Raw genomic sequence first — 24,833 nt, 5'->3', positions numbered from 1 at the left:
CAATATAGAACGCGCATTATGCCTGAAAAACCCTATCTGCCTTAATTTGGGGCTGCTTGCGGCCCATTTAGCGGCAAATACCGGCGTTTAGGCAAGCGCATCCTTGTGCTTTAACAAATGATAGAACACCATTCCGGCCTTGTCAGCCCGGATCACTTCCCACGGCGCCATCCATTCCGGCACGTCGCCCTCGTCGAACTCCAGCGCCAGGCCGGATTCGGCGTAGATCAGGCCACCCTCTTTGAGGATGCGCGTGCACAGCGGCAGGCAGCGTTCGAGGAACTCCTGCTGGTACGGCGGATCGAGGAAGATCAGGTCGTATTTCTGGCCGCGCGCGGCGGCCGACTGGGCCACGGCCAGCGCGTCGGCACGCATGATCTGCACGTTGTCGGCCTTCAGCTTGGCCTTGATGTCTTCCAGCTGGCGCACCACCGGCACCACGGTGTCGATCATCGTCACCGATTGCGCGCCGCGGCTGGCCGCCTCGAAGCCCAGCGCGCCGCTGCCGGCGAACAAGTCCAGCACCTGCGCATCGGCCCAATAGCCGTCGCGCTGGTGATTGATCCAGTTGAATACGGTCTCGCGCACGCGATCGGGCGTGGGACGCAGGCCGGAGGCGCTCAGCACCGGCAGCGGCGTGCGCTTCCAGGCGCCGCCGATGATGCGCACCTGGTTGCTGTGCTGGGGACCGTGGACCGGGACTTTGGCGGGTTTCGCTGCTTTGCTGGCGGGCTTCTTTGGCATGTGGCTGTGTTCTAAGTCATTGATTCAACAGGGGCCACTATACCATACGGGCCTTAGCGGGGTTCCACCGCCAGACTGTTGAAGTCGTCGATCCAGCCCTGCATGCGCTTGTGCGCGTGGGCTTTCTGGGCCGGCGTGGCGATCTTGACGACGGTCAGTACCAGCTGTGCCGTGGAGGCTTCGTAAGCGTCGAAGAACTGTTTGCGCTCGGAATGTTCGAGGCGCTCGAAGGTGTCCTTGATCAGCGTGTGGACCAGGGCCATCGTGGCCTCCTTGCTCAGCTTTTCGCGCTGTACCTTCTGCACCAGGGTCAGGATGTTTTTCTGGCGGCGCATGCGCTCGTCCAGCCAGATGTCGTTGTCCAGGGGCCGCGCGTCGGAGGCCTTGCGGATTTGCGCCTCCTGGTCCGGGCTGAAGTTGCCGAACCAAAGCTCGAACTGCTCCATCGATTTTTTATAGCGGAACTTCAGCTGGGCATCCAGGTCGCCCTTCATGTTCTTCTTGCGGAACTCGGCGTTGTTGGCGGCGAATTTCTTTTCCAGCGTGGCGATCTGGTCCGGCTGCAGCGAGCGCACCAGGTCGGCCAGTTCCGGCAGCGCCTTGAACAGCAGCAATTGCGTGCGGCTTTTGACTTCGTCGTAATCGCCGATCAGGTCGGCCGCCGTCGGGTTGCCTGCCAGCTGGCGCTGCGCCGTCTGCAGGATTTGCGCGTAGTCGTGCAGCTGGGTCTTGCGATGCCAACGGAACAGGTCGTCGATATCCCGCTTGACCCAGACCTTTTGATCGGAGTTGAGGTCGACATAGGCGTCCAGCCACCAGTACAGCAAGGTATCGCCGTGGTTGTAGGCCAGGCGCAGCGAACTGCAGCCGGCCAGGACCGCCAGCAGGACGACCAGCAAAAGGCGGCGCAGTGCGCGGCTGTGGATAATTGGCATGTTAAACTTTCGCTTTGATTAACTCTCTTGACTTGGCACCTATGAACGTAGTTATCCTCGCAGCCGGCATGGGCAAACGCATGCAATCCGCGCTGCCGAAAGTGTTGCATCCACTGGCGGGCAAGCCGCTGTTGTCGCACGTTCTGGATACGGCGCGTAGCCTGTCTGCCAGCCAATTATGCGTGATTTACGGTCATGGTGGCGCGGCCGTGCTGGAGATGCTGGCGGCGCAGCCGGAAAAAGTTGCTACCGCGCTGCAGGAACCGCAGCTGGGCACCGGCCACGCCGTCATGCAGGCGCTGCCCGCGCTGGACGACAGCGCCGCCACCCTGATCCTGTACGGCGACGTGCCGCTGACCACAGCAGCCTCGCTGCAGGCGCTGGTGGACGTGGCCGGCAAGGACAAGCTGGGCATCCTGACCGTGGTGCAGGACGATCCCTTCGGCCTCGGCCGCATCGTCCGTGAAAACGGCGAAATCGTCCGCATCGTCGAGCAAAAGGATGCCAATGAAGCCGAACGTGCCATCAAAGAGATCAACAGCGGCATCATGGTGGTGCCGACCGCGCGCCTGAAGCAATGGCTGGGCGCGCTGAAGAACAACAACGCCCAGGGCGAGTACTATCTGACCGACATCGTCGCCATGGCGGTGGCGGACGGTGTGCCGGTGGTGTCGGCCCAGCCGTCTGCGCAGTGGGAGGTGGCCGGCGTGAACAGCAAAGTGCAGCTGGCCGAGCTCGAACGCATCCACCAGGCCAATATCGCGCTGAAATTGCTGGAACAGGGCGTGACGCTGATGGACCCGGCACGCATCGACGTGCGCGGCGAGCTGGTCTGCGGCCGCGACGTCACCATCGACGTCGGCTGCGTGTTTGAAGGCAAGGTCGAACTGGCCGACGGCGTGCGTGTCGGGCCGCATTGCGTGATCGTCAATTCCCGCATCCTGGCCGGCGCCCAGATCAAGCCGTTCTGCCATATCGAAGAGGCGGTGGTGGGTGAAGTGTCCATCATCGGCCCGTACGCGCGCCTGCGCCCCGGCACCGTGCTGGCGGAGGACGTGCATGTGGGTAACTTCGTCGAAATCAAAAACGGCCAGGTCGCCGCGCACAGCAAGGCCAACCATCTGGCCTACATCGGCGACGCCACGATCGGCTCGCGCGTCAACATCGGCGCCGGCACCATCACCTGCAACTATGACGGCGTCAACAAGTTCCGCACCGTGATCGAAGACGACGCCTTCATCGGCAGCGACAGCCAGCTGGTCGCCCCGGTGACGGTCGGCAAGGGCGCGACGCTGGGCGCGGGCACCACGCTGACCAAGGACGCGCCGGCCGACAAGCTGACCATTTCCCGCGCGCGCCAGATCACCATCGAAAACTGGAGCCGTCCGGTGAAAAAGCCGAAGTAACAGCACCGCACTCCAAGCAAAGCCGGGACATGTCCCGGCTTTTTTATTTTGTGGATAACGATGTGGAGAAGCGTGCGTATAAGCCGTGAAAAAGCCGCGTATAAGCCGGGGAAAACCGCTGCACAACTCTGCTTGCAGGAGAAAAGTGACCGCGCGCGACGGCATGCAGCTGTGGTTCAGGCCGGGATGTGGATAAGCCTGTGGGAAATCATGTGAGTAAATCAGGATAACTATTTACTGTGGATAAGGTTGGGTATAACCGCGTGCATAGCCCTTGGAAAAGCCGTGGAAAAAACGGGAAAACATTTCCCGGTCCTAGTCCGATGTGGATAAACCTGTGCAGAAACCGTTGAATAAGCCAGGGATAAGTCTCTAAACCGCGATCCGCGTCTCGAATTTGCTGCGGAAGGTGGAAAAGTAGGCTTTGACATTGCGCACATTGGCCTGCGTGGCGAACAGCCGGTGCGCCAGCGCGTGATAGGCCGGCATGTCCGCCACCTGCACGATCAGCACGAAATCCGGCCCCGGCGCCACGCGGTAACACTGCAGCACGGCGTCGTCGCCCGCCACATGGGCTTCGAACTCGGCCATGCGCTCGGCCGCCTGGACATCCAGCGAGATTTCCACTATCGCCGTCAGGCTGGGGCCGACCTTCTCCGGCGCCACGATGGCCACCTGGCGCTGGATCACCCCGCTCTCGGTCAGATGCTTGACCCGACGCAAACAAGTCGGCGCGGAAACATGGACCGCCAGCGCCAGCTCGCTGTTAGTTTGTGACGAATCAATCTGCAGCGCATTCAAAATGCGACGATCTATCTCATCCATAAAAATATTCCTCGAAAATGAAATAATATTTCACACATCAACATCGGTGAAAGAATATTCCAAAATATACAGGATTTAGAAAGCATATTTCAGAAGTCATGCTCTAGCATGGCTAGACTTATTTTTAGCGAGGTTTTCTATGTGCGGCATCGTCGGCGCGGTAGCGCAACGCAACATCACCCCCATCCTGATCGAGGGCCTCAAGCGCCTGGAATACCGCGGCTACGACTCCTGCGGCGTGGCCTTGCACGTGGATGGCCAGTTGCAGCGTTCGCGCAGCACCTCGCGCGTGGCCGACCTGGAAAAGCAGATCGCCGAAGTCGGCATGCAAGGCTTCACCGGCATCGCCCACACCCGCTGGGCCACGCACGGCGCGCCGGCATCGCACAACGCCCACCCGCACTTCTCGCCGACCACCGAACAGGCGCGCATCGCCCTGGTCCACAACGGCATCATTGAAAACCACGACGAACTGCGCGCCGAACTGACCGCGCTCGGCTACGTCTTCCAGAGCCAGACCGACACCGAAGTGATCGCCCACCTGGTCGACCACATGTACAACGGCGACCTGTTCGACACCGTCCAGCAAGCCGTCAAGCGCCTGCACGGCGCCTACGCGATCGCCGTGTTCGCGCGCGAAGAACCGCACCGCGTGGTGGCCGCGCGCCAGGGCTCGCCGCTGATCGTCGGCCTGGGCCAGGGCGAGAATTTCGTCGCCTCGGACGCGATGGCGCTGGCCGGCACCACCGACCAGATCATCTACCTGGAGGAAGGCGACGTGGTCGACCTGCAACTGGCGCGCACCTGGATCGTCGACGTCAACGGCAAGCCGGTCACCCGCGAAGTCAAGACCGTGCAGGCGCACACCGGCGCGGCCGAGCTGGGCCCGTACCGCCACTACATGCAGAAGGAAATCTTCGAACAGCCGCGCGTCATCGGCGATACGCTCGAAGGCGTCACCGGCATCATGCCGGAACTGTTCGGCGACGGCGCCTACAACGTCTTCAAGCAGATCGACCGCGTGCTGATCCTGGCCTGCGGCACCAGCTACTACTCCGGCCTGACCGCCAAGTACTGGATCGAATCGGTGGCCAAGATCCCGGTCAACGTCGAGATCGCCAGCGAATACCGCTACCGCGACAGCGTGCCGCACCCGAACACGCTGGTGGTGACGATCTCGCAAAGCGGCGAGACCGCCGACACCTTGGCTGCGCTCAAGCACGCGCGCAGTCTGGGCATGGAGCACACGCTGACGATCTGCAATGTCGCCACCAGCGCCATGGTGCGCGAGTGCAAGCTGGCCTACATCACCCGCGCCGGCGTGGAAGTGGGCGTGGCCTCGACCAAGGCCTTCACCACGCAGCTGGCCGCGCTGTTCCTGCTGACCCTGTCGCTGGCGCAGGTGAACGGCCGCCTGACCGACGCCGAAGAAGAACAGCACCTGAAAGCCATGCGCCACCTGCCGGTCGCGATTTCCGCCGTGCTGGCGCTGGAGCCCCAGATCATCGCCTGGTCGGAAGATTTCGCCCGCAAGGAAAACGCGCTGTTCCTGGGCCGCGGCATGCACTACCCGATCGCGCTGGAAGGCGCGCTGAAGCTGAAAGAGATTTCCTACATCCACGCCGAGGCCTATCCTGCGGGCGAACTCAAGCACGGCCCGCTGGCGCTGGTGACGGAAGAAATGCCGGTTGTGACCATCGCCCCGAACGACGCGCTGATCGAGAAGCTGAAGTCCAACATGCAGGAAGTGCGCGCGCGCGGCGGCCAGCTGTACGTGTTCGCCGACGTCGACTCGCGCATCACCTCGGGCGAGGGCGTGCATGTGATCCGTCTGCCGGAACACTACGGCCTGCTGTCGCCTATCCTGCACGTGGTGTCGCTGCAGCTGCTGGCCTACCACTCGGCGCTGGCTCGCGGCACCGATGTGGACAAGCCGCGCAACCTGGCCAAGTCGGTGACGGTCGAGTAAGTAGGGGGATGAACCCAAGCAAATGTTTGATCAGGGCTGTACCGCGTTGTACAGCCCGATTACAGTGCCGACAAATCCGCCGGCCTTCTTCGTGCTGAGGAAGCTGGCGTCCAGATCCTTTTCTAGCGACTTCCACCTGCCATCGTCCAGCGCATACGTAGCGGACACGCGCCCCGCATCGAACGCAAGCCGTAGGCGAACTGTTTGCGCTAGCGCGCCCGGCAACTTCCGGGACGCCAGCACCCGGCCAACGCGAGGAGCCTGCTCCCCATCGCGTTCGGCCAATACCAGCATCGGGCTGCCCTCTATTTGCTGGATGCCAAAGAACAACCACGACTGGTCGCTTTGCACGGCAGCGAGACCCGCCCGTTCGCCTTCCGCTGCCGGCGTAAAACGCATCGACGTGCTGGCTTCGGCGTGCGCATGGGCCTGCTTTCTCCCGACGAACGATGGCACGGCCGACGGATCGCCAAGCGGTGTAGACGGACGGAGCACAAGGTCACCGTTCTGCAAGGTGTAATGCGGAGTGCCGTCGCTCCGGATACTCATCCAGCCAAATTGGAGCGCAGGGCCCTTGAAGTCGTCGGTGTAGCCGTAGTCGCCATTGAGTGGCGTCGGCTGCTGGGCTCCATGCGGCAGTTCGGGGCGCTCAACCACCAGCGGCAGCGCCCGGCCCGCCGGCAGGATGGTCGGCCAGTCGTCTTTCCAAGTTACCGGCAACAGGAAGGTCTCCCGCCCCGTGTTATACAACTGCGGCGCGTAGGGACGGGCTGCGAGGAACGCGGCCCACCAGTCGCCGTTTGAGGTCTGCACGAATTTCGCATGGCCCGCGCTTTCAACCGGATGCTTGCGCTCCGCAGGCAGGTCAAGCTGGGAAAGGATCGGATTGCCGGCATAGGCTTCATACGGCCCTTTCAAATTGCGGCTGCGGAACACCAGTTCGGAATGGCGCTCGTGCGGCTTGGTTCCGCCAGCGGCGGTGAGCAGATAGTAATAGCCGTTACGCTTGAAAAGATGCGGCCCCTCGGCCCAGAAAATGGAGGGAGGGTGTTCGCCTCCTCCCACCAGCGGCACGCGCCCGCCCACCGTCGTATGTGTTTTCGGATCGAACTCCTGCAGCCAGATTACGCGGTGGCCCGGATAGCGGGGCGCTCCCTCAGGAGGACCGTTGTTGACGATATATGCTTTGCCGTCTTCGCTGTTCCAGAAAATCGACGGGTCGATCCCTTCGACATCAAGCCAGTAGGGATCGGACCAGGGACCCGCAGGATCGGATGCGGTGATGACGAAGTTCCTGCGGAAAGTCGAGACAATGTAGTAAATGCCATCGTGGTACGAAATGTCCGGCGCCATCATGCCGTCCGAAACCTGCAGGCCGCGAAAATCCAGTTGTGCCGGCCGATCGAGGGCATTGCCGATCTGCGACCAATTGACGAGGTCGGTCGAGTGATAGATCGGAAGCCCGGGAAAATGCGCGAAGCTGGATGTGACGAGATAATAGTCCTTGCCAACCTGAGTCAGGCTGGGGTCTGGTGCGTAGCCGGAGACGATCGGATTGACGAAATGCTTCGCATCGGGCTTCAACCCCTCAAGGCTGTGTCCTTCGTAGCGGAACCAGGAAAAATATGCATCGGCGCCTCGCAATGTTTGTGCATTGCCGATACAGGACGCGGCCATGAGAGCAGCCAGCAAGGAGAGACGAAACAAGGAGATAGCCTTCCTGAACTTGTCGTTGGAGTGCGAATGCGAAGAGCCACGATGCCCGGATGGTCATGGCGTTGGTCAGCGATCGCATACTAGCATTGGAGGGGGCGCCGTTGAGGCGAGTCTACAAAATCGAACGCGCAATTGCTGAATTTCATAATTGCCAGGCCGGGTGTCGCCGTGGACAATGCCTGCTGACTCAATCTGGGGGGAATATGCGGAAGTCTTTGCGCGCGTGGATACGGGTGGCGCCGGCGCTGCTGCTGGCGCCCTTGCTTGCCTGGGCACAGCCGCGCGTATCGGCGCCCCTGGATGCAGGATGGGAATTCCGAAAAGCCGATACCGAACCCTGGCAAAGCGTTACCCTGCCCCACAGCTTCAATGCAGCGGACAGCGCCAGTCCACACTACTACAGAGGACCGGCCTACTACCGGCGCTCGTTGGACCTGCCCGCCATGCGCGGGGATCAGCGCCATTTCCTTGAATTCGACGGCGCCATGCTCGTTACGGAAGTGTGGGTCAATGGGCACCGTATTGGCAGCCACGCAGGCGGATTCGCGCGCTTCCGTTTTGACGTCACTCCGTGGCTCAAGCCGGGACGCAATGAATTCCTGGCAAAGGTCGATAATGCCAGCAATCCCGACGTGGCGCCGCTGGGTGGCGACTACACCATGGCCGGCGGCCTTTACCGGCCAGTGCGCCTGATGAGCACCGGAGATGTGCACTTCGACATGCTCGATTACGGCGGCCCTGGCGTCTACTTCAAGTCTTCCAACGCCACGCCTGGCCGCGCTTCGCTGGCCTGGACCGCCCGTGTCGCCAACGAGCGCGCAGACCTCGTGCGCGCCGTGGTCAACGCGCGCTTGCGCGATGCAGGCGGCAAGGTTGTTGCCACGGCGCGCAAGGTGGTCGCTCTGCCGCCGCGCAGCGTCACCACCGTGGCGTTGGAAAGTGCGCTCTCCTCGCCCCGCCTGTGGCAAGGCGCTTCCGATCCCTACCTGTACACCAGCGAGGCCGCACTCGATGCCGAAGGCGCAGCTGCAACGCTGGACCAGCTGGATTTCCAGGTCGGCATCCGCGACATCCGGCTCGACCCGGCGCGCGGCCTTCTGCTGAACGGCCATCCTTATCCCGTCCATGGCGTCAATGTCCACCAGACCTTCCTGCCGGGCAAAGGCCCCGCTGTTTCGGCGGCCGATATCGATGCTGACTACCGGATTCTCGCCGACCTGGGCGTGACCGGCCTGCGCTACGCCCATTACCAGCATCCGCAGCACGCTTACGATCTGGCCGACCGCGCCGGCTGGCTGGTCTGGACCGAATTGCCGCTGACGGCGGCGGTCAGCGCCAGCCAGGCATTCCTGGCCAACAGCGTCCAGCAGCTCCGTGAACTGATACGCCAGAACAGCAACCACCCGTCGGTCATGGTCTGGGGGCTGGGCAACGAAATCTACAAGGTCGACGCAGACAGCTCGCGCGTGCTGGCCTTGTTGCACGAGATGGCGCGCCGCGAGGATCCCGACCGGCCAACGGTGTATGCCAATTGCTGCGCGCCGATCGAAGGCCCGCAGGCAGCGCACACCGACGCGGTCGGCTCCAATGTGTATTACGGCTGGTATGACGGCGAGTTTGCCGACCTTGGTCCCTTCCTAGACCGGAACCACGCCCGAAAGCCCGCCACGCCGCAGGCGGTGAGCGAGTACGGCGCCGGGGCCAGCGCGCAACAGCAGGAAGATCCGCCCCGGCGCCCTGCCGCCGGCGGCCGCTGGCATCCGGAACAATACCAGTCCCTGTATCACGAGGCTGCATGGCGCCAGCTGGCGGCACGCCCCTGGCTCTGGTCGAACTTTGTCTGGGTCGGTTTCGACTTCCCGTCGGCGGGCCGCAATGAGGGCGACAGCGCCGGTTTCAACGACAAAGGGCTGGTCAGCTTCGACCGCAGCGTGAAGAAGGATGCCTATTTCTGGTACCAGGCCAACTGGTCGCCTACGCCCATGGTCCACATCACCTCCCGCCGCCAGGTGCAGCGCGCGGCGGCGGACCTGCAGCTCAAGGTGTACAGCAACCAGCCAGCCGTGCGCCTGCGCATGAACGGGACCGAGCTTGGCGAGCAGCCTGTCGTCGGCCGCATCGCCAGTTGGCAGCTCCGGCTGAACGAGGGCGCGAACCGAATCGAAGTCAGCGCCGGCGGGGTGAGCGACGCTGTCGAGTGGAATTACCGTCCGGTGACGTCCGCTCCCAGTCCCTAGTTGGCTACCCGCCTAGCGGCCGCTCAATGCCACCCCGTCCAGACTGCGCGACTTTTGCCCGACATACGGCAGCAAGCTGACCAGCCCCAGCGCGGCCAGCGCGACGCCCAGCCACAACGGCGCGCGCAGGCCGTAGCCGGCCGCGATGCCCGCGCCGCCTAGCCACGACCCGGCCCCCAGGCCGATGTTGATGACCGAGGTGTGCACGGTGTTGACCAGCGGCCCCGGATGCGCGGTCTTCATCACGCGGGCGATGATGGCCGGATTCATCGACACGCCGACCAGCCCGGTCACGACCAGCAGGATCACGCTGATCGTCTGGTTGTCCGCGAACACCGCGAACAGCGCCAGGCTCACGCCCAGCACGATCATGCCCCACACCATGATGAGGATGGTGTGCTGGTCCGCGTAGCGTCCCACCACGCCGTTGCCCACCACGTTGGCCACACCGTACGCGCCCAGCAGCCACGGGATGGCCGACGGCGCAAAGCCGCTGATCTGGATCAGGATGGGCGTGAAGTAGCTGAAGGCGGCGAAGATGGCGCTGATGATGAGCGCGCTGGTGGCGTAGGCCGCCCACAGGTGGGGATTGCGGAACTCCACCATCTCCTTGCCGAGGCTGATTTGTCCGGACGAGCGCGAACGCGGCACCAGCAGCGCCACCAGCAGCATGCACATGCCGGTCAGCGCCACCACCAGCCAGAAGCTGGCGCGCCATCCCAGGTGCTGGTCGATCAGCGTGGTGACCGGCACGCCGACCACGGCGGCGAGCATCAGGCCGCCGATCACGACGGCGGCGGCGCGTCCGCGCATGGTCGGGCTGACCACCTCGGCGCTGATCGCCAGCGACATGCCAAAGCAGGCCGAGCCCGCCACGCCGGTGGCCACCCGCGCGATCGCCATGACGTCGTAGCTGACGGCCGAGGCCGCGACCGACTGCGCCAGCGCGTACAGGCCCAGCAGGCCCATCAGCCCTTGCTTGTTGGGGACGCGCAGCTTAAGCAGGCCCAGCGTGGCCAGCGGCCCGCCGACCACCATGCCGATGGCGTACAGCGAGATCAGATAGCCGATCTGCGTCACCGGCACGTTCAGGGCCTGGGCCAGCGACGGCATGATGCCCGCCACCATGAATTCGGACGTGGTCAACGAAAAAATCGTCAACCCGAGTATGTAGACAAGCAACGGCATAAAGGCTTCCTTCGAGATTGGGGGAATGGGCGCGAGCCGCCGGTGCGGCCCGCGCCCTTGAGTGATGCGCCGCCGTCAGCGCGAAAAAATGCTGTCCGCGATATCGCCGGTGCTGAAGTTAGGGAAGTCGCGCACCGACAGGTGGTGCGGGTCGTTGCCGGTGACCATGCGCAGCAGGCGGTTGCTGCCGGCCTGCAGGTAGAACACCGACGACGCGGCCGGCCGCTCCACCACCCAGGCGTCGGCGGCCTGGCCCAGCACAGTGTGGCGGCCGTCGTGCAGCGCCCCGCCGTCCCGCAGGATGGCCTGCGGCAGGAACAGCTCGGGGAAGGACGACAACTCGTCGGCCAGCACGGTCTCCAGCAGCTGCGCGCCGGCCGCCGTCGCTTCCCTGGCATAGGCCACTTTCTGCTTGCGGCTTTGCCCGCGCCCGGCGTCGCCGAGCTCCGACATCCACAGCCGGTAGCCCTTCTCCTTTTCCGGCCAGGGATTGAACAGGCCATCGATGCGGCAGATGTTGCGGGCGTAGTCGAACCAGCAATAGCCGGAGGTGACCTGGTCTTCCGGCTGCATCGGCGACCAATAGGAGACGTAGGCGCTGCTCCATTGCATCGGCAGCAGCGGCGGCGTGGCGTGGACTGGCATCGTGGCGCTCCCTATCGGCCCAGCGCGTAGCCGAGGGCGGCCATCAGCGCGTCCTGCAGCGGCGGCAGGTCCTTGCGGCGGGCGTCGAAGCTGATGGTCAGCTCGGCGTTGCTCAGGCCGATGCGGTCGCCGACGGTCTCGAACCAGCGGCGGCTGCTGTTGGCGTGTTCCTTGAACAGCTGCACCAGCGGCACCGCGCGGTCGTTGAAGTTGCGCAGCGCGGCGGCGGTGTCGGGCTCGGCGCCGAGCGTCTTCACCAGCAGGTGGGCCACCACCACCGCCATCGTGGTGCCGTGGCCGATCGAGAAGTGGCCCGATTGCAGCGCGTCGCCGATCAGCACGAACTTGCCGTCGTAGGCGAGGTCGTGGCTGAGCGTCATGAAGTTGCGCCAGCCCTGGCCCGGCTGGCTCACCAGTCCGTGTTCGCCCAGCTCGGCGTTGAAGGTCTGGGCGATGTAGGCGGCCGCTTCGCGCTCGGTCATGTTGTCCAGCCCGGCGCGTTCATAGGTCTGCTCGCTGCACTCGACGATGAAGGTGCTCATCTTGTCCGAGTACTTGTAGGCGTGGCCGATGAAGATGCCCTTGTCGTTGCTGCGGAAGACCAGGTTCATCTGGTCGAACAGCTGGGTGGTGCCGTACCAGATGTATTTGTTGCGGCCGAAGTCGACCTGCGCGGCCAGCGCCGGCGGCAGTTCCAGCGATTTGTGGTTGACGCCGTTGGACACGACCACCAGGTCGTATTCGGCCTCCAGCTCTTCCCGGCTTTGCATCGGCGTCTCGTAGCTGACGGCGATGCCGGCCGCCACGCATTTGGCGCGCAGCGCCTGCACCAGGCCGCGGCGCTCGACGCCGCACAGCGTCACGCCGGTGCTCATCAGGTTGGGCTGGTCGCGGTGCACCAGTTTGAACTCTTCGATGAACTGCGGGTTCAGCTGTTCCGGCTGCGCCAGGTAGGACAGCGGATTGGCCGGATGGCGCGGCGGCCGCCCGGGCAGCACGACGCCCCAGCCCAGCACTTCTTCCTGGGTATTTTTTTCCGCGATGCTGATGTCCCAGCTTGGCTGGGCTTGCTTCATTTGACTGGCGAAAATCAGTCCTGCCGGTCCTGCGCCGATAACGAGAATCTTCATTAATTTACCCTTCCAAGTTTGTACCAAACGTTTTGCTTCTTCTGGATTTGCTGCAGCTCATCGTAGGGAACCGATGTGAAGTACAGTTTCTCCGCCATGTCGGGCGGATAAACATTGGGGAATTTCTTGTGCATGTAGCGCGTGTAGCGCGTCTGCAGGAAGAAAATGAAATTGGGATTGCTCAGCGCCTCGTAGTTGGCGATCGCCATGTCCTGCATGGCGTCCGCCTGCACCTTGCGCTGGCGGGTGAACTCGGACAGCACCACGTCCAGCGCCTCGCCGTGTTTTTCCAGCAGCGTGATGAACACGTACACGTCCTCCAGCGCCATGTTCATGCCCTGGCCGAGGAAGGGCGCGGTCGCGTGCGCCGAGTCGCCCAGCAGCAGCACGTTGCCCTTGTAGTGGAAGGTGCTGGAGCGCACGTTGATCAGGTCGTTGCTGGGCAGGGCGATGAACTGGTCCACCAGCGCTTGCCGGCTGGCCTCCGGCAGGCCGCCGAAGTAGCGGCTGAAGAACTCGTTCATCGTTTCGCGGTGCAGCGTGGCCAGGCTGGGCACGCCGGTGTAGGGCAGGCAGATGGCGAAGCTGATGCTGCCGTCCGGGATGGTGGCGGCGCGGCCGGCGAACAGGCCCTTGGAATCCATGCCGAAGAAGTACAGCAAGTCCTTGCGGAAGCCCAGTTCCGACGCGTTCGGCAGCACCAGCGTCTTGTAGCCGTGGCGGAAGAAGCTCTGCTTGAACTCGAAGCGCCGCATGCCGCTCTGCATGGCGCGCCGCACGGCGGAGTGGGCGCCGTCGGCGCCGATGATCAGGTCGCCATGCAGGTGCTGCATGGCGCCGTCCTTGCCCTGGATGAGCACGATCTTGCGTTCGAGGTCGACGTCCAGGCAGCGGTGCTCGAAGTAGTACTTCACGTTGTGCTTGGCGGCGTAGCGGTTGAGCAGGCGCTGGAAGGCGTTGCGGTCCAGCGAGAGCGGGAACAGGTTTTCCAGCGGGCTCAGTTCGCGCACCTTGAACTGGCCGCGCACGCAGAAGGCCATGCCGACGATGGGCTCGCCGCACTGCTCCAGCTCCTGCCGGCTGATGCCGGCCGCCAGCACGGCCTTGATGCCGCGCACGGTCATGCTGACGCCGATGGCGCGCGAGCTGACCGGATCGGCCGTGGCCGGGTTGTCCTGCAGCGGATCGCTGCGCTTTTCGATGACGTGGATGTCGTATCCGCGCTGGGCCAGGTAGATGGCGGTCAGGCTGCCGGCCAGCCCGCCGCCGACAATGATGATGGTCTTTTTCATTTACGCTTCCCTTGACATCCTTCCCCGAGATAAGTCGGTCAATTGCTGATTAAAAAACTCCAACATTTCTATCTGCGCCAGGCCGACCACGCCGGCCTGCAGGCCGCGCGCGTACTGCGCCAGCGACCGGCATTTGTGCGCCAGCTGTTCGCAGCCCAGGCTGAAGTTGCTGCTGACCTGCTCGCCCGGCCGCATCGGCACCGGCGGCCCGGCGTTGCGGCCCGGCAGGCCGGACGGCATGTTCATCAGCGCCGCAGACAGGGGCCGCAGCAGGCCGGTCATGATGTCGATGGAGGCGTTCATCAGGCGCGAGCGGCGCAGGCTGCCCAGCGGCTGCTGCGCGAAGTGGTGCGCCATCAGCAGGAAGGTCAGCTCGTAGCAGCCCTGGTACAGCCGCATCAGCGAACGCGCCTGCTGGTCGGTCACCACGGTGCAGTCGGCGCGCGCCTCCAGCACCGGGTTCTTCAGCGCCGGCACGGCCGGTTCGAACGGCTGGGCGCGGGCCGTGTACCTGCCGGCCATGGCGCGCAGCCGCTGGAAATGCGAGGAGGCGAAATGCGGCGAATCGACCGCCACGCCCTCGCCCTGCTCGGTGACGAAGTCGATCGCGAACAGCGCGCTGTCGCGGTCGAACACTTCCAGCTGGTAGCCCGGATAGGCGCGGTTGGTCAGCTCCTTGAGGAACAGGTGGTGCTCGCCGCCGCGCTTGCCGCCGTTGGCGTCGAACAGCTCGGGCAGCTCGGCCAGCGCCCGGCGGATCGCGATGTAGAAGCTGGCGATGGACTTGCCCGGCGTGGGCAGGTAGTCCGGCCATTCGAAGCGCACGAAGCGGGCCAGCACGTGTTCGGAGAACGGTTCGAAGGCGAACTCGGTGTCGAGGCCGAAGCGCTGCCGCGCCTGCTCGCCCAGCAGCGGCGTGCCGGCGTGGAAGGGTTCGCCGAGCGCCATCAGCACATTGTTCACCACCAGGTAGTGGATCATCTCCTCGTGGGCGATTTCCAGCAGCGCGCCGCGCGTGCCGCTGTTGCGGCGCCGGTCCTCGGTGCCGCAGGCCAGTTCCAGCTCGTCCTGCTGCCAGCGGCCGGCCTGCACCAGCTGCGCGCCCTGCTCGTAGTTGGGGATGGTGTAGGCGGCGTACAGGTATTGCAGCATCAGCGACAGTTCCAGGTCGATCGCCGTTTTCAGCTCGGCGATCAGCTCGCCCTTGCAGGCGATCGCGCGCGCTGTCGTGTCCGCCTGCGGCGGCGCGGCTTTGGCTGCGGCCTCGACTTGCGTCAGGTATTTCAGGAACAGGCGCGACTTGGGCAGCGACAGCTCGCGTGTGCTCGGCATGTAGTAGCTCTTGTCGCGATTGTGCGGATCGCACATCTGCCACATCAGGCGCGAGTAGGTCTCGGCCTTGCACTGGTCCGCCAGGCTGAACACCTTGTCCGACATGAAGGGATAGACCAGCTCGTAGTAGCTCATCACGTGCCGGTACAGGAAGGCGTAGTCGACCTGCTCGGCGGGGACCTCGTCCAGGTGCCAGTCGTCGGGCAGCACGCGCGCGCCGATGTGCTGCGCTTCCCTGCCCTCGCCCAGCACGATGCGGGTGGCGCCGGGGCGGCGGCCGGTGACGGTCAGGTCGGCGTAGCCTGCGCCCAGCTTCGATGCTTGCAGTTGCAGCGCCAGCAGCTCGCCGTCCTGCGCCTGCGTCTGTTCCGCGAGCGCGGGGTGCGCGGCCAGCTCGCCGCGGAAGCGGCTTTGCAGCGTGATCGTCTGTGGATAATCCTGGAGTTGTCCACGGTTGGGCGCTTCCAGGTACAGCTGGTTGCTGTCGGACTGCACCACCCAGTCGGCCTCGTCCCATTGCGCGTGCGCGCTGCCCAGGCGCAGCGAGCCGGACGGCGCGGCGCCGTGCCGCAGCGGCACGTCGAACACGCCGTGGTGGCGCCAGTGGTCCAGATACAGCTGCTCGGGTATCCGGGCCACCAGCGTTCCGGCCGCGTCGTGCAGCGTGAGTTCGCCCAGCGCCTGCTTGCCGCCGAGCGCGTGCGTGGGATGCTGTTCGGAGACGGCGCCGGCGTCGCGGGTGGTGAAGGGGATGGCGGTCGGCATGTTGAGCGAGACCCGATCCGCGTGCAGCTTCACCAGCACCGGCCCCAGGCTGCCCTGCCGCGGCAGCAGCAGACGGCCGCTGGGATAGGTGGCCAGTTCGTCGCGGCGCCACAGGCCGATGCTGCCGGCCAGGTCGTAGAACACCGGCGAATCCGGCTTGAGCGGCGTCGACATATTGAACAGCGCGTACTGGATGGTCAGGCCCAGCACGTCGTCGTCGGCCAGCGCGTGCTGCAAGGCGCACATGCTGGACGGCAGCGGCGTGTCGGGATTGAACAGGAAGTTCGGGTCCTGCTTGGCCACCGAAAACTGGAACAGCCGCGAGCGGCCGATCTCCTCGTCCAGGAAGTGTCCGTTGCGCTCGGTGACGTGGCCGTGGCCCAGCCAGCGCACCGAATGCGCTTGCGGAATGTCGGCGCTGAACAGCGTCGGCGTGTGCGGCGTGGCCTGCTTGCCGCTCAGCGTGAACTGGCCGGCGTAGATCAGCGTGGTGTCCGGCTGGCCGGGGTTGTTGTCGACCCAGCGGGCGCGGTTGAAGGTGGTGCGCAGGTAGTCGTTGTAGTGACCCCATAAGGCCAGCTTGGCGCCCACCAGCGCGTCCCCGGTGTCGATCTCGCCTTCCTGCAGCTGCACGCCGGTGATCCTGACGTTCTCCCACGAGAAGTGGTTGTTGCCGCAGAAGTTGTAGCCGGCCGCCTGGCTGAACACGCCTTCCGGGTCCGGCTTGCCGGCGGCGTTGAAGCGCGGCGCCAGCTGCTTCAGGTGCTCATGGAACTCGGACGGCGGCCGGCTCAGGTCGAACGGCTCGCCCGCCATCGAGATCGCGTTGGTGGCGATATCGATGTGGCCGTGCGTGTTGCGGTTCGCGGTCGGCACGTTGGCGCGCGCGAAGCCGCGAAAATGCAGGCGGGGCAGGTCGAGTATGCTCATGCGCGCTCAGCCGACGAGAGGACCAGCGCATCGGCCTCGCCGGACGCTTCGGCCTGCTGGCGCAGGCGTTCCAGCAGCAGGCGGGTGGCGTGGCGCGCGCTGATCAGGCTGCCCTCCATCCAGCCGCAGTGCTGGGTGTAGGCGTCCGAGCAGGAGATGATGCCGTCCTGGTGCAGCAGCGCGGCCGGGTGCGTGCTTTGCGGCTCCATGTAGAACTCGACGCCGTGCGGCCAGTGCTTGTGGAAGTGCGCCTTGATCGGCGGCATAGGCCGGCCGTCCAGCGGCAGCGCTTCCTCCAGGTGGCGGCGCACCCGCTCCAGGTACACGTCCTCGCCCTGCTCCAGCGATTCCCGCCAATAGCTGGCGCTGTCGCTGTCGTTGTAGAACAGCAGGTATTTGTCGCCCTTGAAGTAGATCTTGCGCAGCGGGTTGTTGGTCATCACCACCTTGTCGGTCAGGCCGAGCGCCTGCCACCAGGCGTGGTCGAAGGTCAGGAAGCCTTTGAACAGGGGCAGCGAATCGTATTCGAACGAGCTCCAGGCGGCCGGGAAATCCAGGTTCAGCGGCGGCATCGCGGACGGCGGCACGGCCATGATCACGTGGCGGGTGCGGTGCAGCTGGGTGTCGCCCCGGTGGCTGAAGGCGAGCAGGTGGTCGGTGCCGGCGCGTTCGACCGACAGCAGGCGGTGCTCCATCTGGAACTCCACGCCGGCGGCCTGCGCCTGGCGCTGCAGCCGGGCCAGCAGTTCGCCGTAGCCGCCGGTGGCGTAGCGCCACTGGTTGCCGGCGTTTTCGGTGAAGCTTTGCGTTTCCGGGTGCTTCTTGATGATGTCGTAGGCCATGGCGCCCGAGACGATGGGCAGCAGCAAGGCGTCGTAGCCGGTGGCCTTGATCATGCGGATGGCTTCCGCCTCGCCCAGGTAGTGGCTGACGAATTCAAGGAAGGAATCGGTCGGATGTTCCTTCAGCATTGCGCTCAGGCTGCGCAGGGTGGATTTGAGCTTCTCCTGGGCGCTGCCGCCGGCCGCCACTTCCGTGAACGGATAGGTCGCGTGCTCAAGGCCGCTGTCCTGCATCAACTGGTCGAAATGCGGATGCAGCTGCGGCGAGTAGCGGGCCGCGCCCAGTTCGGCGACCTCGTCGCCGTCGACCATGCGCGACTGGATCCGTCCGCCCACTTTGGCATTCAGATCGAATACCCGGATGCGTAAATTCTTGCCGAACGCGGCTTTGATCAATTGAGTTGCGCATGCCAACCCCCCCAGGCCTGCGCCAATGATGCAAATGTCAGAATAATGTGTCATCCAGAGTTCCTTTCAGTTAATCAAAAAACGTGAAGCAACACACCCTGTGGGCGCACTGCCGAAAACTGATGCGGCTCAAAAAAGCTTGATTTAGACGCGTGGTTTTTCTGCGTCAGATCAAAGGCTGCGCAGACGATAGCGTAATTGCATGTTTGACGATTTGATAAATCACAAGGCGCTCCAAGCGGACTCGTGCTACTTTTGAACGGTTCTATTTCCGCTAGGCAGGACGCTGATTCGGCGGGCAATATCTGGCTGTTGTTGGCCGGAATGTTGTGTAGCCGCGCAGTTTGGCTGCGCGGCGGCACGTGCGGAGGGGGGAATGTGATGGGCGCTGGGTCGCGGCGCTATCCGGGGCGATAGCGTGGACCCGGCGCGAGGCGCCGTTACAGCGTTTGCGCGTAGCCGCTGCCGGCCAGCAGGCGCTCGAAGTCTTTGGTGTTGAGGATGTCGGCGATGGCTAGTTTCTTGTCGGTGGCTTGCCGATAGTAAGCCTGGCAGATGCGGAAGCCCATGAGCAGCGAGGTCGGGAGATCGGCGCCGCCTTCCTTGATGCCGTGGTCCAGCAGGGTCTGCGGCGCGACCTTCTGCTGGAAGTGCATCAGCTCGCGCGTCACCAGCGACGGCATCAATCGGATCCTTTTTGTCGCATGGGCCTATTTCTCGTGCGCGGCGTCGGGATATTTCTGCTCGATCTCTTTGATGATCTCCGCGCCCAGCCTGGCGTAGTTGGCGTAGCGGTCGTAGAGCTGCTGCGCGGCGATCTGCTGGCGCAGCAGGCGCTTGCCCTTGGGCGCGGTCACCAGCTGGTAGTGCTGTTCGACGCTGTCGTCGCCGGACAGGCTGGACTCCACGTAGGCGCGGAAGGCATTCTGACGGTTGCGCCATCCGCCTTCCGAGGTTTTGATCTGCTCGCTCTGGAGTTCATAGAGGTTGAGGATTTTTTCCAGCAGCGCCTCGTCCTCAATATGGATCAGCTTGCCGGAGGACTTGAAGCCCTGGTAGCGGCTGGTCTGCGAGCTGAAGAAGAAATTGCTTTCGGCCGCCTGGTACGCTTGCTCGAATTTCACCGGCTCGGGCGTGGCGCGGGGATCGAGCTTGCTGAGGTATGCAAAGTTGGCGTCGAACTCGCGGTAGGCGGCGTTGAGGTCTTTGATGTATGCGATGTCGGCGCCGATGTCGTGCTTCAAGCCCAGCAGGAAGTGGCGCACCTGTTCCTGTTCGTGCCGGTGCTCGCCCAGGCTGTGCAGCCAGATGCTGAGGGTGACGGCGAACACGATGGTGACGATCTCCAGCATCATCTCGCCGAGTTTGTGGCGCCAGCTGTGTTCATTCTTTTCAAACAGTCGTACCACGTTCTTGGTGTGTTTCGCGATTTCCTGCTCAGCCATGGTTTTCCGGTATTGAAAAATAAAGTAGCCGAAACTATAACGCATGACATCGTGCCGGCGCAAAAAAGCCCGCTCGCGGCGGGCTGAGCGCGGAGCGCGGGGCTGGCGTCAGCGTCCGCCGCAGGCCACCGACGAGCCGTCCGCCGACGCCTGGCAGAAAGGCGCCAGGCCGCCGCACGCGACTTGGCGGCCATTGGCCGATTGCTCGCAGAAGTTGGCCTTGCCGCCGCAGGCGACCTGCTGGCCGTCGGCCGATTTTTCGCAATAGGAGGCGGCGGCGCCGCAGGCCACCGCGCTGCCGTCGGACGATTTGGCGCAGAACGCGGCTTCGCCGCCGCAGGCGACTTGCTTGCCGTCGGCCGAGGTGTCGCAGAAGTTGGCCTTGCGGCCGCAGGCGACCGCGTTGCCGGCGGGGGATTTCTGGCAGAAGCTGGCGGCCGGGCCGCAGGCTACCGCCTTGCCGTCGGGCGAGGCCTGGCAAAACGCCGGGCCGCCGTCGGCGCGGGCCGTGGCCGCGCCGGACTGGGGCACGATCGCGATGCAGCCGGCGCACAGCAGGGTGGCAAGAAAGGTCAGGGTGGAGCGTGCTGCCTGCATGATGCGCATGGTAATCCTCGGAGTGGTTATTGATCTTTTGCTATTATACCCATCGGCGGGCTGTGCACCCGGCCGGGCAAAACCTTATTCTGGGAGGAACGACCATGCTTACCACGGAGTCCGACATCCTCGCCGCCGAGGCGGCCCTGGCCGACTGGCACCGCGCGCTGGAGCGCCACGACTGGGACGCGGTCGAGGCCGGCCTGACGGCGGACTTCGTCATGATCGAGCAGGACCGCATCCTGGACCGGGCCGCCGTGCTGGCGCTGCTGACCGGCAGCGCCGCGCTGGGCCGGCAGCAGGCCAGTCTGCAGGAATTCCGCACCCAGGCGCACGGCGACGTCGCCTGGACCACGGTGCGCAACGATGCGGTCTGGATCGCCAACGACGGCATGCAAACCCCGTACGGCTTCCTGGAGACGGCGGTCTTCAAACGCGACGGCGGCGTCTGGCGGATCGACCGCTACCACGCGACCCGGCTGGCCGTGCGTTGAAAGTTGCAATTTCTTTAGTCCGCGGCAAGAATGGCGGCTGTTCAAATTACAACAGGATGACCGATGACCGACCTGAGCCAGGATGGCCAGCCGCAGCTGAGCAAGCACCGTATCGAAGCCCTGGTGGACGGCATCTTCGCCGTCGCCATGACCTTGCTGGTGATCGACCTGCGCCTGCCCGAGCATGCGCACCTGGCCAGCGAGGCCGCGCTGCGCTACGCGCTGGCGGGCCTGATCCCCAACCTGATGTCGTGGCTGGTCAGCTTTTTCGTGCTGGCGATCTTCTGGATCGCCAATCACCGCCTGTACAGCTACGTGCGGCACGCCGACCAGGGCCTGCTGTGGCTGACCATGCTCAGCCTGTCCGGCGCCGCGTTGCTGCCGTTCGCCTCGGCGGTCAACGCCCAGATCCCGTCGACCACGGGACAGATCGTGTATTCCGGTGTGATGATCTGGTTGAGCGTGTCGACCTTGCTGGTGGCGCGCCACATCCACCGCCATCCCGGCCTGTGCGCGCATCCGATGCCGACCGGCGCCTACCGCGCGACCCTGGTGCGCGGCGGCGGCGTCATGCTGATCGCGGCCCTGGCTGTGCTGCTCAGCATGGTCGCGCCGGGCAAGGCCAACGTGGTGTTTATGCTGATGTCCGCCTTGCGTCCGCTGAGCGCGCGCATTGAGCGCCGCTACGCCGGCGCCGCCGCCTGAGACCGGCTCAGACCTCGCTCCACTGCCGCAGCAGGTTGTGGTAGTGGCCGGTCAGGCCGACCAGTTCCTCGCAGTCGCCCAGGCGCGCGCGCAGGCGCTGGATGTTCTGGTCCAGCTCCAGCAGCATGCTGCGGCGCATGTCGTCGCGCACCATGCTCTGGGTCCAGAAGAAGGAACAGACCCGCGCCCCGCGCGTGATCGGCTGCACCCGGTGGATGCTGGTCGACGGATAGACGATCAGGTCGCCGGCCGGCAGCTTGACCTCGTGCTCGCCGTAGGCGTCGGTGACGATCAGCTCGCCGCCGTCGTAGTCGCCGGGATCGCTGAGGAACAGCGTCGACGACACGTCGGTGCGCAGCCATTGCCCGCTGGCCGGCACGCGGCGCAGCGCGCCATCGACGTGCGCGCCGTAGTGCTCGCCGCCGGCGTAGCTGTTGAACAGCGGCGGGCAGGTGCGCAGCGGCAGCGCGGCGGCGAAGAACAGCGGACTGGCCGCCAAGGCCGCCAGCACTTCCGCGCCCAGCTCCTGCGCCAGCGGCGAGCCCTCGGCCAGCTGGCGGTTCTGCTTGACCTGGGCGCCCTGAGCGCCGACCGTGGTGCGGCCGTCGACCCAGTCGCTCTGGTCCAGCCGGCGCCGCATGGCGGCCACTTGTTCGCGGCTCAGCACGCCGGGGATGTGCAACATCATCGAATCTCTCCTAAAAAAAAGCCCCGCCGGTGAGGGCGGGGCCGGCGTCACAGCATGGCTGGCGCCTAGAACTTGAAGTTGGCGGTCAGGCTGGCCGAGCGCGGCGCGCCCGGCGTGTAGCGGTAGCCCGACTTGTTGATCGCCTGCACGTACTGCTTGTCGGCCAGGTTGTAGACGTTCAGGCGCAGGTCGACATGCTTGTTGAGCGGATACGAGGCCATGGCGTCGACCACCCAGTACGAGTCGGCGTAGGCCGGGGTGCCGACCGCGCCGTCGGTGCCGCGCAGCAGACGGTCGCTGAAGCGGGCGCCGCCGCCGATCTGCAGGCCCATCGGCAGCGTGTACGAGGTCCACAGCGTGAACGCCTGCTTGGGCGTGTAGCTCAGCTGGTTCTCGCCCATGGCGGTCACCACCTTGCCCGACACCACCTGGGTCGACATGCGGGTGTAGCCGGCGCTGACCAGCCAGTTGCGCAGGAGCTCGCCGGTCACGCCCAGCTCGACGCCCTGCACGCGCTTCTTGCCGTTCTGGTAGAAGATGGCGCTGTTGGTCGGGTCGACCTCGATCTCGTTGCGCACGTCGGTGCGGTAGGCCGCGGCCGACAGCGACAGCTTCTGTTTCAGCAGGTCCCACTTGGCGCCCATCTCGTAGGTGGTGGTCACCTGCGGATCGTAGTTGGGGTTGGCGGCGCTGTTGGCTGCCGAGCTCAGCGTGAAGGTGTTGCCGCCTGGCGGTGCCTTCGAGGTCGCCACCAGGCCGTAGACGCTGCTGTCGGCGGTCGGCTTGTACAGCGCCGACAGTTTGCCGTTGAGCAGGTTGTCCGAGGCTGTCAGCGAGGTCGCCAGCAGCGTGCCGACCGGGATGGTCTGCGGCGTGGCCACGCCCTGCACGGTCGCGCCGTTGTAGCTGGTGTTGTAATGGTCCACGCGCAGGCCGGCGTTGAAGATCCACTGGTCGCCCAGCTTGGCGGTGTCGAACAGGTACACGCTCTCGGTGGTGGTGCTGCCGTTGCCGCCGGCGCCGTTGCGCACCAGGCTGACCTGGGACGGCGTCACCGGCTGGCTGGCATCCGGATGGTAGATGCTGACCAGCGGCAGGCCGGTCGCGCCCGGCGCGTTGACGTTGGTGTAGTTGGTCTGCTTCTCGTTGACCAGTTCCAGGCCGGCCACCACGGTGTGCTTGAGCAGGCCGCCGTCGAAGTCGGCGGTGACGGTGGTCTGGTTGGTGACGATCTCGTTGAGCTGGTCTTTGTAGTTCAGGTTGGTGCGCGCCATCATCCAGCTGTCCGGATTCGAACCGGCCACGACGTTGCGCAGGTTGGCGCCGGTCGACATGAAGGACGTCAGCAGGTAGTCCTGCTTGGTGCGGCCGTAGCGGGTGGTGCTTTGCAGCTTGGCGCCGCCGGCGAAGTCGTGTTCGACGCGCACGGTCAGCATGTCGGCCTTGACGCGGTCGAAGTCCAGCACCGAGCCGTAGAAGTTGTTCGGATCGACAGCCCTGGCGCCGGCCATGAAGTCGAAGCTCGGGCCCAGCACGGCCGGCGAGGTGGCCGTGGCCGCCTTCAGCACGACCGGCGCCGGCGGGGTCCAGCCCGGCAGGCCGATGGTCGGCACGCCGCCGTCGGGGATGTTGTCCTGGTCCACGTGCAGGTAGTTCAGGTAGACGCGGGTCGGGCCGTTCAGGCCGAAGGCGAGCGACGGCGCGACGGCCCAGCGCTTGTTCTTGACCACGTCGCGCGCCGGGTTGCCGCTGTCCTGGTCGAGCAGGTTGAGGCGGAAGGCGGTGCCGGTGTCGGCGTTGATGATCTTGTTCAGGTCGGCGGTGACGCGCTTTTGCCGGCCGCTGCCTACCGTGACGGCGCCCTGGTAGGCGTCCTCCATCAGCGGCTTCTTGCTGACCAGGTTGACCGAGCCGGTCGGCGAGCTGCGGCCGTTGTCGGTGCCGGCCGGGCCCTTGAGCACGTCGATCTGTTCGATGTTGAAGGTGTCGCGCGAGATCGAGCCGACGTCGCGCACGCCGTCCACGTAGATGCTGCCGGAGGCGTCGAAGCCGCGCATGTAGATGGCGTCGCCGGTGCTGGTGCTGCCGTTCTCGCCCAGGAAGAAGGCGCCCACGCCGGGGGTGTTGCGCAGCGCCTCGGTCAGCGTGACGGCGCCCTGCTGCTCGATCAGCTCCTTCTTGATGACGGTCAGCGTCTGGGCGGTGTCGACCAGCTTCTCGGTGTACTTGGCGGACGAGGCCTTGTCGGCCTTGAAGTCGTTGATGGCTTCGCCACGGACCTTGACTTCCTGCAGCGTCTGGTTGCTGCCGGCCACGATGACCGGGTCGGCGCCGGCGTCGGCCGCGTGGGCGGCCACCGGCAGCAGCATCACGGCCAACGCCGCGCCCATCTGTTGGTTGAAGCGCGACTGCGCGTGTTTGCGACTCTTAATCATTTGCATCTTTCTTCCGAGAATGTAGGCGGCGGGCTGCGCTGTGTTGCGGCGTCTGGCTGCCGGATCATGATCGGAGGATTGTAACAATGAAGCTTATATATGTAA

Annotated in this window: 20 protein-coding genes; 5 read left to right on the top strand and 15 right to left on the bottom strand. The window is 64.8% G+C overall.

The annotated features are described in order from the left end of the window. Positions 1 to 87: 87 nt before the first annotated feature. Positions 88 to 744, bottom strand: a complete 657-nt coding sequence (gene rsmD / locus AC07WS_RS01690) for a 16S rRNA (guanine(966)-N(2))-methyltransferase RsmD (RefSeq protein WP_494727423.1) — start codon at positions 742 to 744, stop codon at positions 88 to 90. A 53-nt stretch (positions 745 to 797) separates the two neighbouring features. Continuing rightward, positions 798 to 1,679: a DUF6279 family lipoprotein gene (locus tag AC07WS_RS01685; protein ID WP_494727422.1), complete on the bottom strand. Its 882-nt coding sequence runs from the start codon at positions 1,677 to 1,679 to the stop codon at positions 798 to 800. A 41-nt stretch (positions 1,680 to 1,720) separates the two neighbouring features. Between AC07WS_RS01685 and glmU the strand changes: the two genes are divergently transcribed. Continuing rightward, the gene (gene glmU / locus AC07WS_RS01680) at positions 1,721 to 3,085 is read left to right on the top strand and encodes a bifunctional UDP-N-acetylglucosamine diphosphorylase/glucosamine-1-phosphate N-acetyltransferase GlmU (RefSeq protein ID WP_494727421.1); all 1,365 of its coding nucleotides are present in this window, start codon (positions 1,721 to 1,723) and stop codon (positions 3,083 to 3,085) included. Between the two features lie 372 nt (positions 3,086 to 3,457). On the opposite strand, the gene AC07WS_RS01675 is transcribed toward glmU, so the two are convergent. Continuing rightward, complete coding sequence (locus tag AC07WS_RS01675) at positions 3,458 to 3,910, bottom strand: Lrp/AsnC family transcriptional regulator (protein ID WP_494727420.1); 453 nt, start codon at positions 3,908 to 3,910, stop codon at positions 3,458 to 3,460. A gap of 139 nt (positions 3,911 to 4,049) precedes the next feature. Between AC07WS_RS01675 and glmS the strand changes: the two genes are divergently transcribed. Continuing rightward, positions 4,050 to 5,879, top strand: a complete 1,830-nt coding sequence (gene glmS, locus AC07WS_RS01670; RefSeq protein ID WP_486063467.1) for a glutamine--fructose-6-phosphate transaminase (isomerizing) — start codon at positions 4,050 to 4,052, stop codon at positions 5,877 to 5,879. Positions 5,880 to 5,909: 30 nt separating this feature from the next. Here glmS and AC07WS_RS01665 read toward each other — a convergent pair whose 3' ends face one another. Next, positions 5,910 to 7,586, bottom strand: a complete 1,677-nt coding sequence (locus AC07WS_RS01665; RefSeq protein WP_494727419.1) for a glycoside hydrolase family 43 protein — start codon at positions 7,584 to 7,586, stop codon at positions 5,910 to 5,912. A gap of 212 nt (positions 7,587 to 7,798) precedes the next feature. On the opposite strand from AC07WS_RS01665, the gene AC07WS_RS01660 reads away from it, so the two are divergent. Next, a complete protein-coding gene (locus AC07WS_RS01660; RefSeq protein WP_494727418.1) occupies positions 7,799 to 9,832 on the top strand; it encodes a glycoside hydrolase family 2 protein in 2,034 nt (677 codons plus the stop codon). A 12-nt stretch (positions 9,833 to 9,844) separates the two neighbouring features. Here the strand turns inward: AC07WS_RS01660 and AC07WS_RS01655 are convergent, their stop codons facing one another. From AC07WS_RS01655 to AC07WS_RS01615, 9 genes are all read right to left on the bottom strand, one after another. Beyond that, the gene (locus AC07WS_RS01655) at positions 9,845 to 11,020 is read right to left on the bottom strand and encodes an MFS transporter (protein ID WP_494727417.1); all 1,176 of its coding nucleotides are present in this window, start codon (positions 11,018 to 11,020) and stop codon (positions 9,845 to 9,847) included. A 75-nt stretch (positions 11,021 to 11,095) separates the two neighbouring features. Continuing rightward, positions 11,096 to 11,665 (bottom strand): violacein biosynthesis enzyme VioE, encoded by a 570-nt coding sequence (vioE, locus tag AC07WS_RS01650; RefSeq protein ID WP_494727416.1) that lies wholly within the window; start codon positions 11,663 to 11,665, stop codon positions 11,096 to 11,098. Between the two features lie 11 nt (positions 11,666 to 11,676). After that, entirely contained in the window at positions 11,677 to 12,795 is a 1,119-nt protein-coding gene (vioD, locus tag AC07WS_RS01645) for a flavin-dependent violacein biosynthesis monooxygenase VioD (protein ID WP_494727415.1), read from the bottom strand. Next, positions 12,795 to 14,087, bottom strand: a complete 1,293-nt coding sequence (gene vioC, locus AC07WS_RS01640) for an NADP-dependent violacein biosynthesis oxygenase VioC (protein ID WP_494727414.1) — start codon at positions 14,085 to 14,087, stop codon at positions 12,795 to 12,797. Before vioC ends, vioD begins: the two co-directional genes overlap by 1 nt. Beyond that, entirely contained in the window at positions 14,088 to 17,114 is a 3,027-nt protein-coding gene (gene vioB / locus AC07WS_RS01635) for an iminophenyl-pyruvate dimer synthase VioB (protein ID WP_494727413.1), read from the bottom strand. It lies immediately after the preceding gene. Continuing rightward, positions 17,111 to 18,418 carry a flavin-dependent violacein biosynthesis tryptophan-2 monooxygenase VioA gene (gene vioA / locus AC07WS_RS01630; RefSeq protein WP_494727412.1) on the bottom strand — a complete coding sequence of 436 codons (1,308 nt, stop codon included), beginning with the start codon at positions 18,416 to 18,418 and terminating at the stop codon, positions 17,111 to 17,113. The genes vioB and vioA overlap by 4 nt, the downstream gene beginning before the upstream one ends. 386 nt (positions 18,419 to 18,804) lie before the next feature. After that, positions 18,805 to 19,047 carry a hypothetical protein gene (locus AC07WS_RS01625; protein ID WP_494727411.1) on the bottom strand — a complete coding sequence of 81 codons (243 nt, stop codon included), beginning with the start codon at positions 19,045 to 19,047 and terminating at the stop codon, positions 18,805 to 18,807. A 27-nt stretch (positions 19,048 to 19,074) separates the two neighbouring features. Then, the gene (locus AC07WS_RS01620) at positions 19,075 to 19,809 is read right to left on the bottom strand and encodes a hypothetical protein (protein WP_494727410.1); all 735 of its coding nucleotides are present in this window, start codon (positions 19,807 to 19,809) and stop codon (positions 19,075 to 19,077) included. Between the two features lie 108 nt (positions 19,810 to 19,917). Continuing rightward, positions 19,918 to 20,415 carry a hypothetical protein gene (locus tag AC07WS_RS01615; protein ID WP_494727409.1) on the bottom strand — a complete coding sequence of 166 codons (498 nt, stop codon included), beginning with the start codon at positions 20,413 to 20,415 and terminating at the stop codon, positions 19,918 to 19,920. A 95-nt stretch (positions 20,416 to 20,510) separates the two neighbouring features. Here AC07WS_RS01615 and AC07WS_RS01610 point away from each other — a divergent pair, with 95 nt between their 5' ends. Further along, on the top strand, positions 20,511 to 20,900 hold the full coding sequence (locus AC07WS_RS01610; protein WP_494727408.1) for a YybH family protein: 390 nt from the start codon (positions 20,511 to 20,513) through the stop codon (positions 20,898 to 20,900). A 63-nt stretch (positions 20,901 to 20,963) separates the two neighbouring features. Further along, positions 20,964 to 21,605 carry a TMEM175 family protein gene (locus AC07WS_RS01605; RefSeq protein WP_494727407.1) on the top strand — a complete coding sequence of 214 codons (642 nt, stop codon included), beginning with the start codon at positions 20,964 to 20,966 and terminating at the stop codon, positions 21,603 to 21,605. Between the two features lie 7 nt (positions 21,606 to 21,612). Here the strand turns inward: AC07WS_RS01605 and AC07WS_RS01600 are convergent, their stop codons facing one another. Beyond that, the gene (locus AC07WS_RS01600; protein ID WP_494727406.1) at positions 21,613 to 22,293 is read right to left on the bottom strand and encodes a Fe2+-dependent dioxygenase; all 681 of its coding nucleotides are present in this window, start codon (positions 22,291 to 22,293) and stop codon (positions 21,613 to 21,615) included. 65 nt (positions 22,294 to 22,358) lie between these two features. Continuing rightward, positions 22,359 to 24,734, bottom strand: a complete 2,376-nt coding sequence (locus AC07WS_RS01595; protein ID WP_494727405.1) for a catecholate siderophore receptor Fiu — start codon at positions 24,732 to 24,734, stop codon at positions 22,359 to 22,361. Positions 24,735 to 24,833: the final 99 nt, after the last annotated feature.

This window comes from Duganella sp. GW821-FHT01E12, assembly GCF_059422325.1.
This window is presented reverse-complemented; position numbering and strand designations above follow the sequence as displayed.

Coding starts and splice junctions, on each gene's coding strand:
- rsmD (WP_494727423.1), bottom strand. CDS start 744: ATGCCAAAGAAGCCCGCCAGCAAAGCAGCGAAACCCGCCAAAGTCCCG.
- AC07WS_RS01685 (WP_494727422.1), bottom strand. CDS start 1,679: ATGCCAATTATCCACAGCCGCGCACTGCGCCGCCTTTTGCTGGTCGTC.
- glmU (WP_494727421.1), top strand. CDS start 1,721: ATGAACGTAGTTATCCTCGCAGCCGGCATGGGCAAACGCATGCAATCC.
- AC07WS_RS01675 (WP_494727420.1), bottom strand. CDS start 3,910: ATGGATGAGATAGATCGTCGCATTTTGAATGCGCTGCAGATTGATTCG.
- glmS (WP_486063467.1), top strand. CDS start 4,050: ATGTGCGGCATCGTCGGCGCGGTAGCGCAACGCAACATCACCCCCATC.
- AC07WS_RS01660 (WP_494727418.1), top strand. CDS start 7,799: ATGCGGAAGTCTTTGCGCGCGTGGATACGGGTGGCGCCGGCGCTGCTG.
- AC07WS_RS01655 (WP_494727417.1), bottom strand. CDS start 11,020: ATGCCGTTGCTTGTCTACATACTCGGGTTGACGATTTTTTCGTTGACC.
- vioE (WP_494727416.1), bottom strand. CDS start 11,665: ATGCCAGTCCACGCCACGCCGCCGCTGCTGCCGATGCAATGGAGCAGC.
- vioD (WP_494727415.1), bottom strand. CDS start 12,795: ATGAAGATTCTCGTTATCGGCGCAGGACCGGCAGGACTGATTTTCGCC.
- vioC (WP_494727414.1), bottom strand. CDS start 14,087: ATGAAAAAGACCATCATCATTGTCGGCGGCGGGCTGGCCGGCAGCCTG.
- vioB (WP_494727413.1), bottom strand. CDS start 17,114: ATGAGCATACTCGACCTGCCCCGCCTGCATTTTCGCGGCTTCGCGCGC.
- vioA (WP_494727412.1), bottom strand. CDS start 18,418: ATGACACATTATTCTGACATTTGCATCATTGGCGCAGGCCTGGGGGGG.
- AC07WS_RS01625 (WP_494727411.1), bottom strand. CDS start 19,047: ATGCCGTCGCTGGTGACGCGCGAGCTGATGCACTTCCAGCAGAAGGTC.
- AC07WS_RS01620 (WP_494727410.1), bottom strand. CDS start 19,809: ATGGCTGAGCAGGAAATCGCGAAACACACCAAGAACGTGGTACGACTG.
- AC07WS_RS01615 (WP_494727409.1), bottom strand. CDS start 20,415: ATGCGCATCATGCAGGCAGCACGCTCCACCCTGACCTTTCTTGCCACC.
- AC07WS_RS01610 (WP_494727408.1), top strand. CDS start 20,511: ATGCTTACCACGGAGTCCGACATCCTCGCCGCCGAGGCGGCCCTGGCC.
- AC07WS_RS01605 (WP_494727407.1), top strand. CDS start 20,964: ATGACCGACCTGAGCCAGGATGGCCAGCCGCAGCTGAGCAAGCACCGT.
- AC07WS_RS01600 (WP_494727406.1), bottom strand. CDS start 22,293: ATGATGTTGCACATCCCCGGCGTGCTGAGCCGCGAACAAGTGGCCGCC.
- AC07WS_RS01595 (WP_494727405.1), bottom strand. CDS start 24,734: ATGCAAATGATTAAGAGTCGCAAACACGCGCAGTCGCGCTTCAACCAA.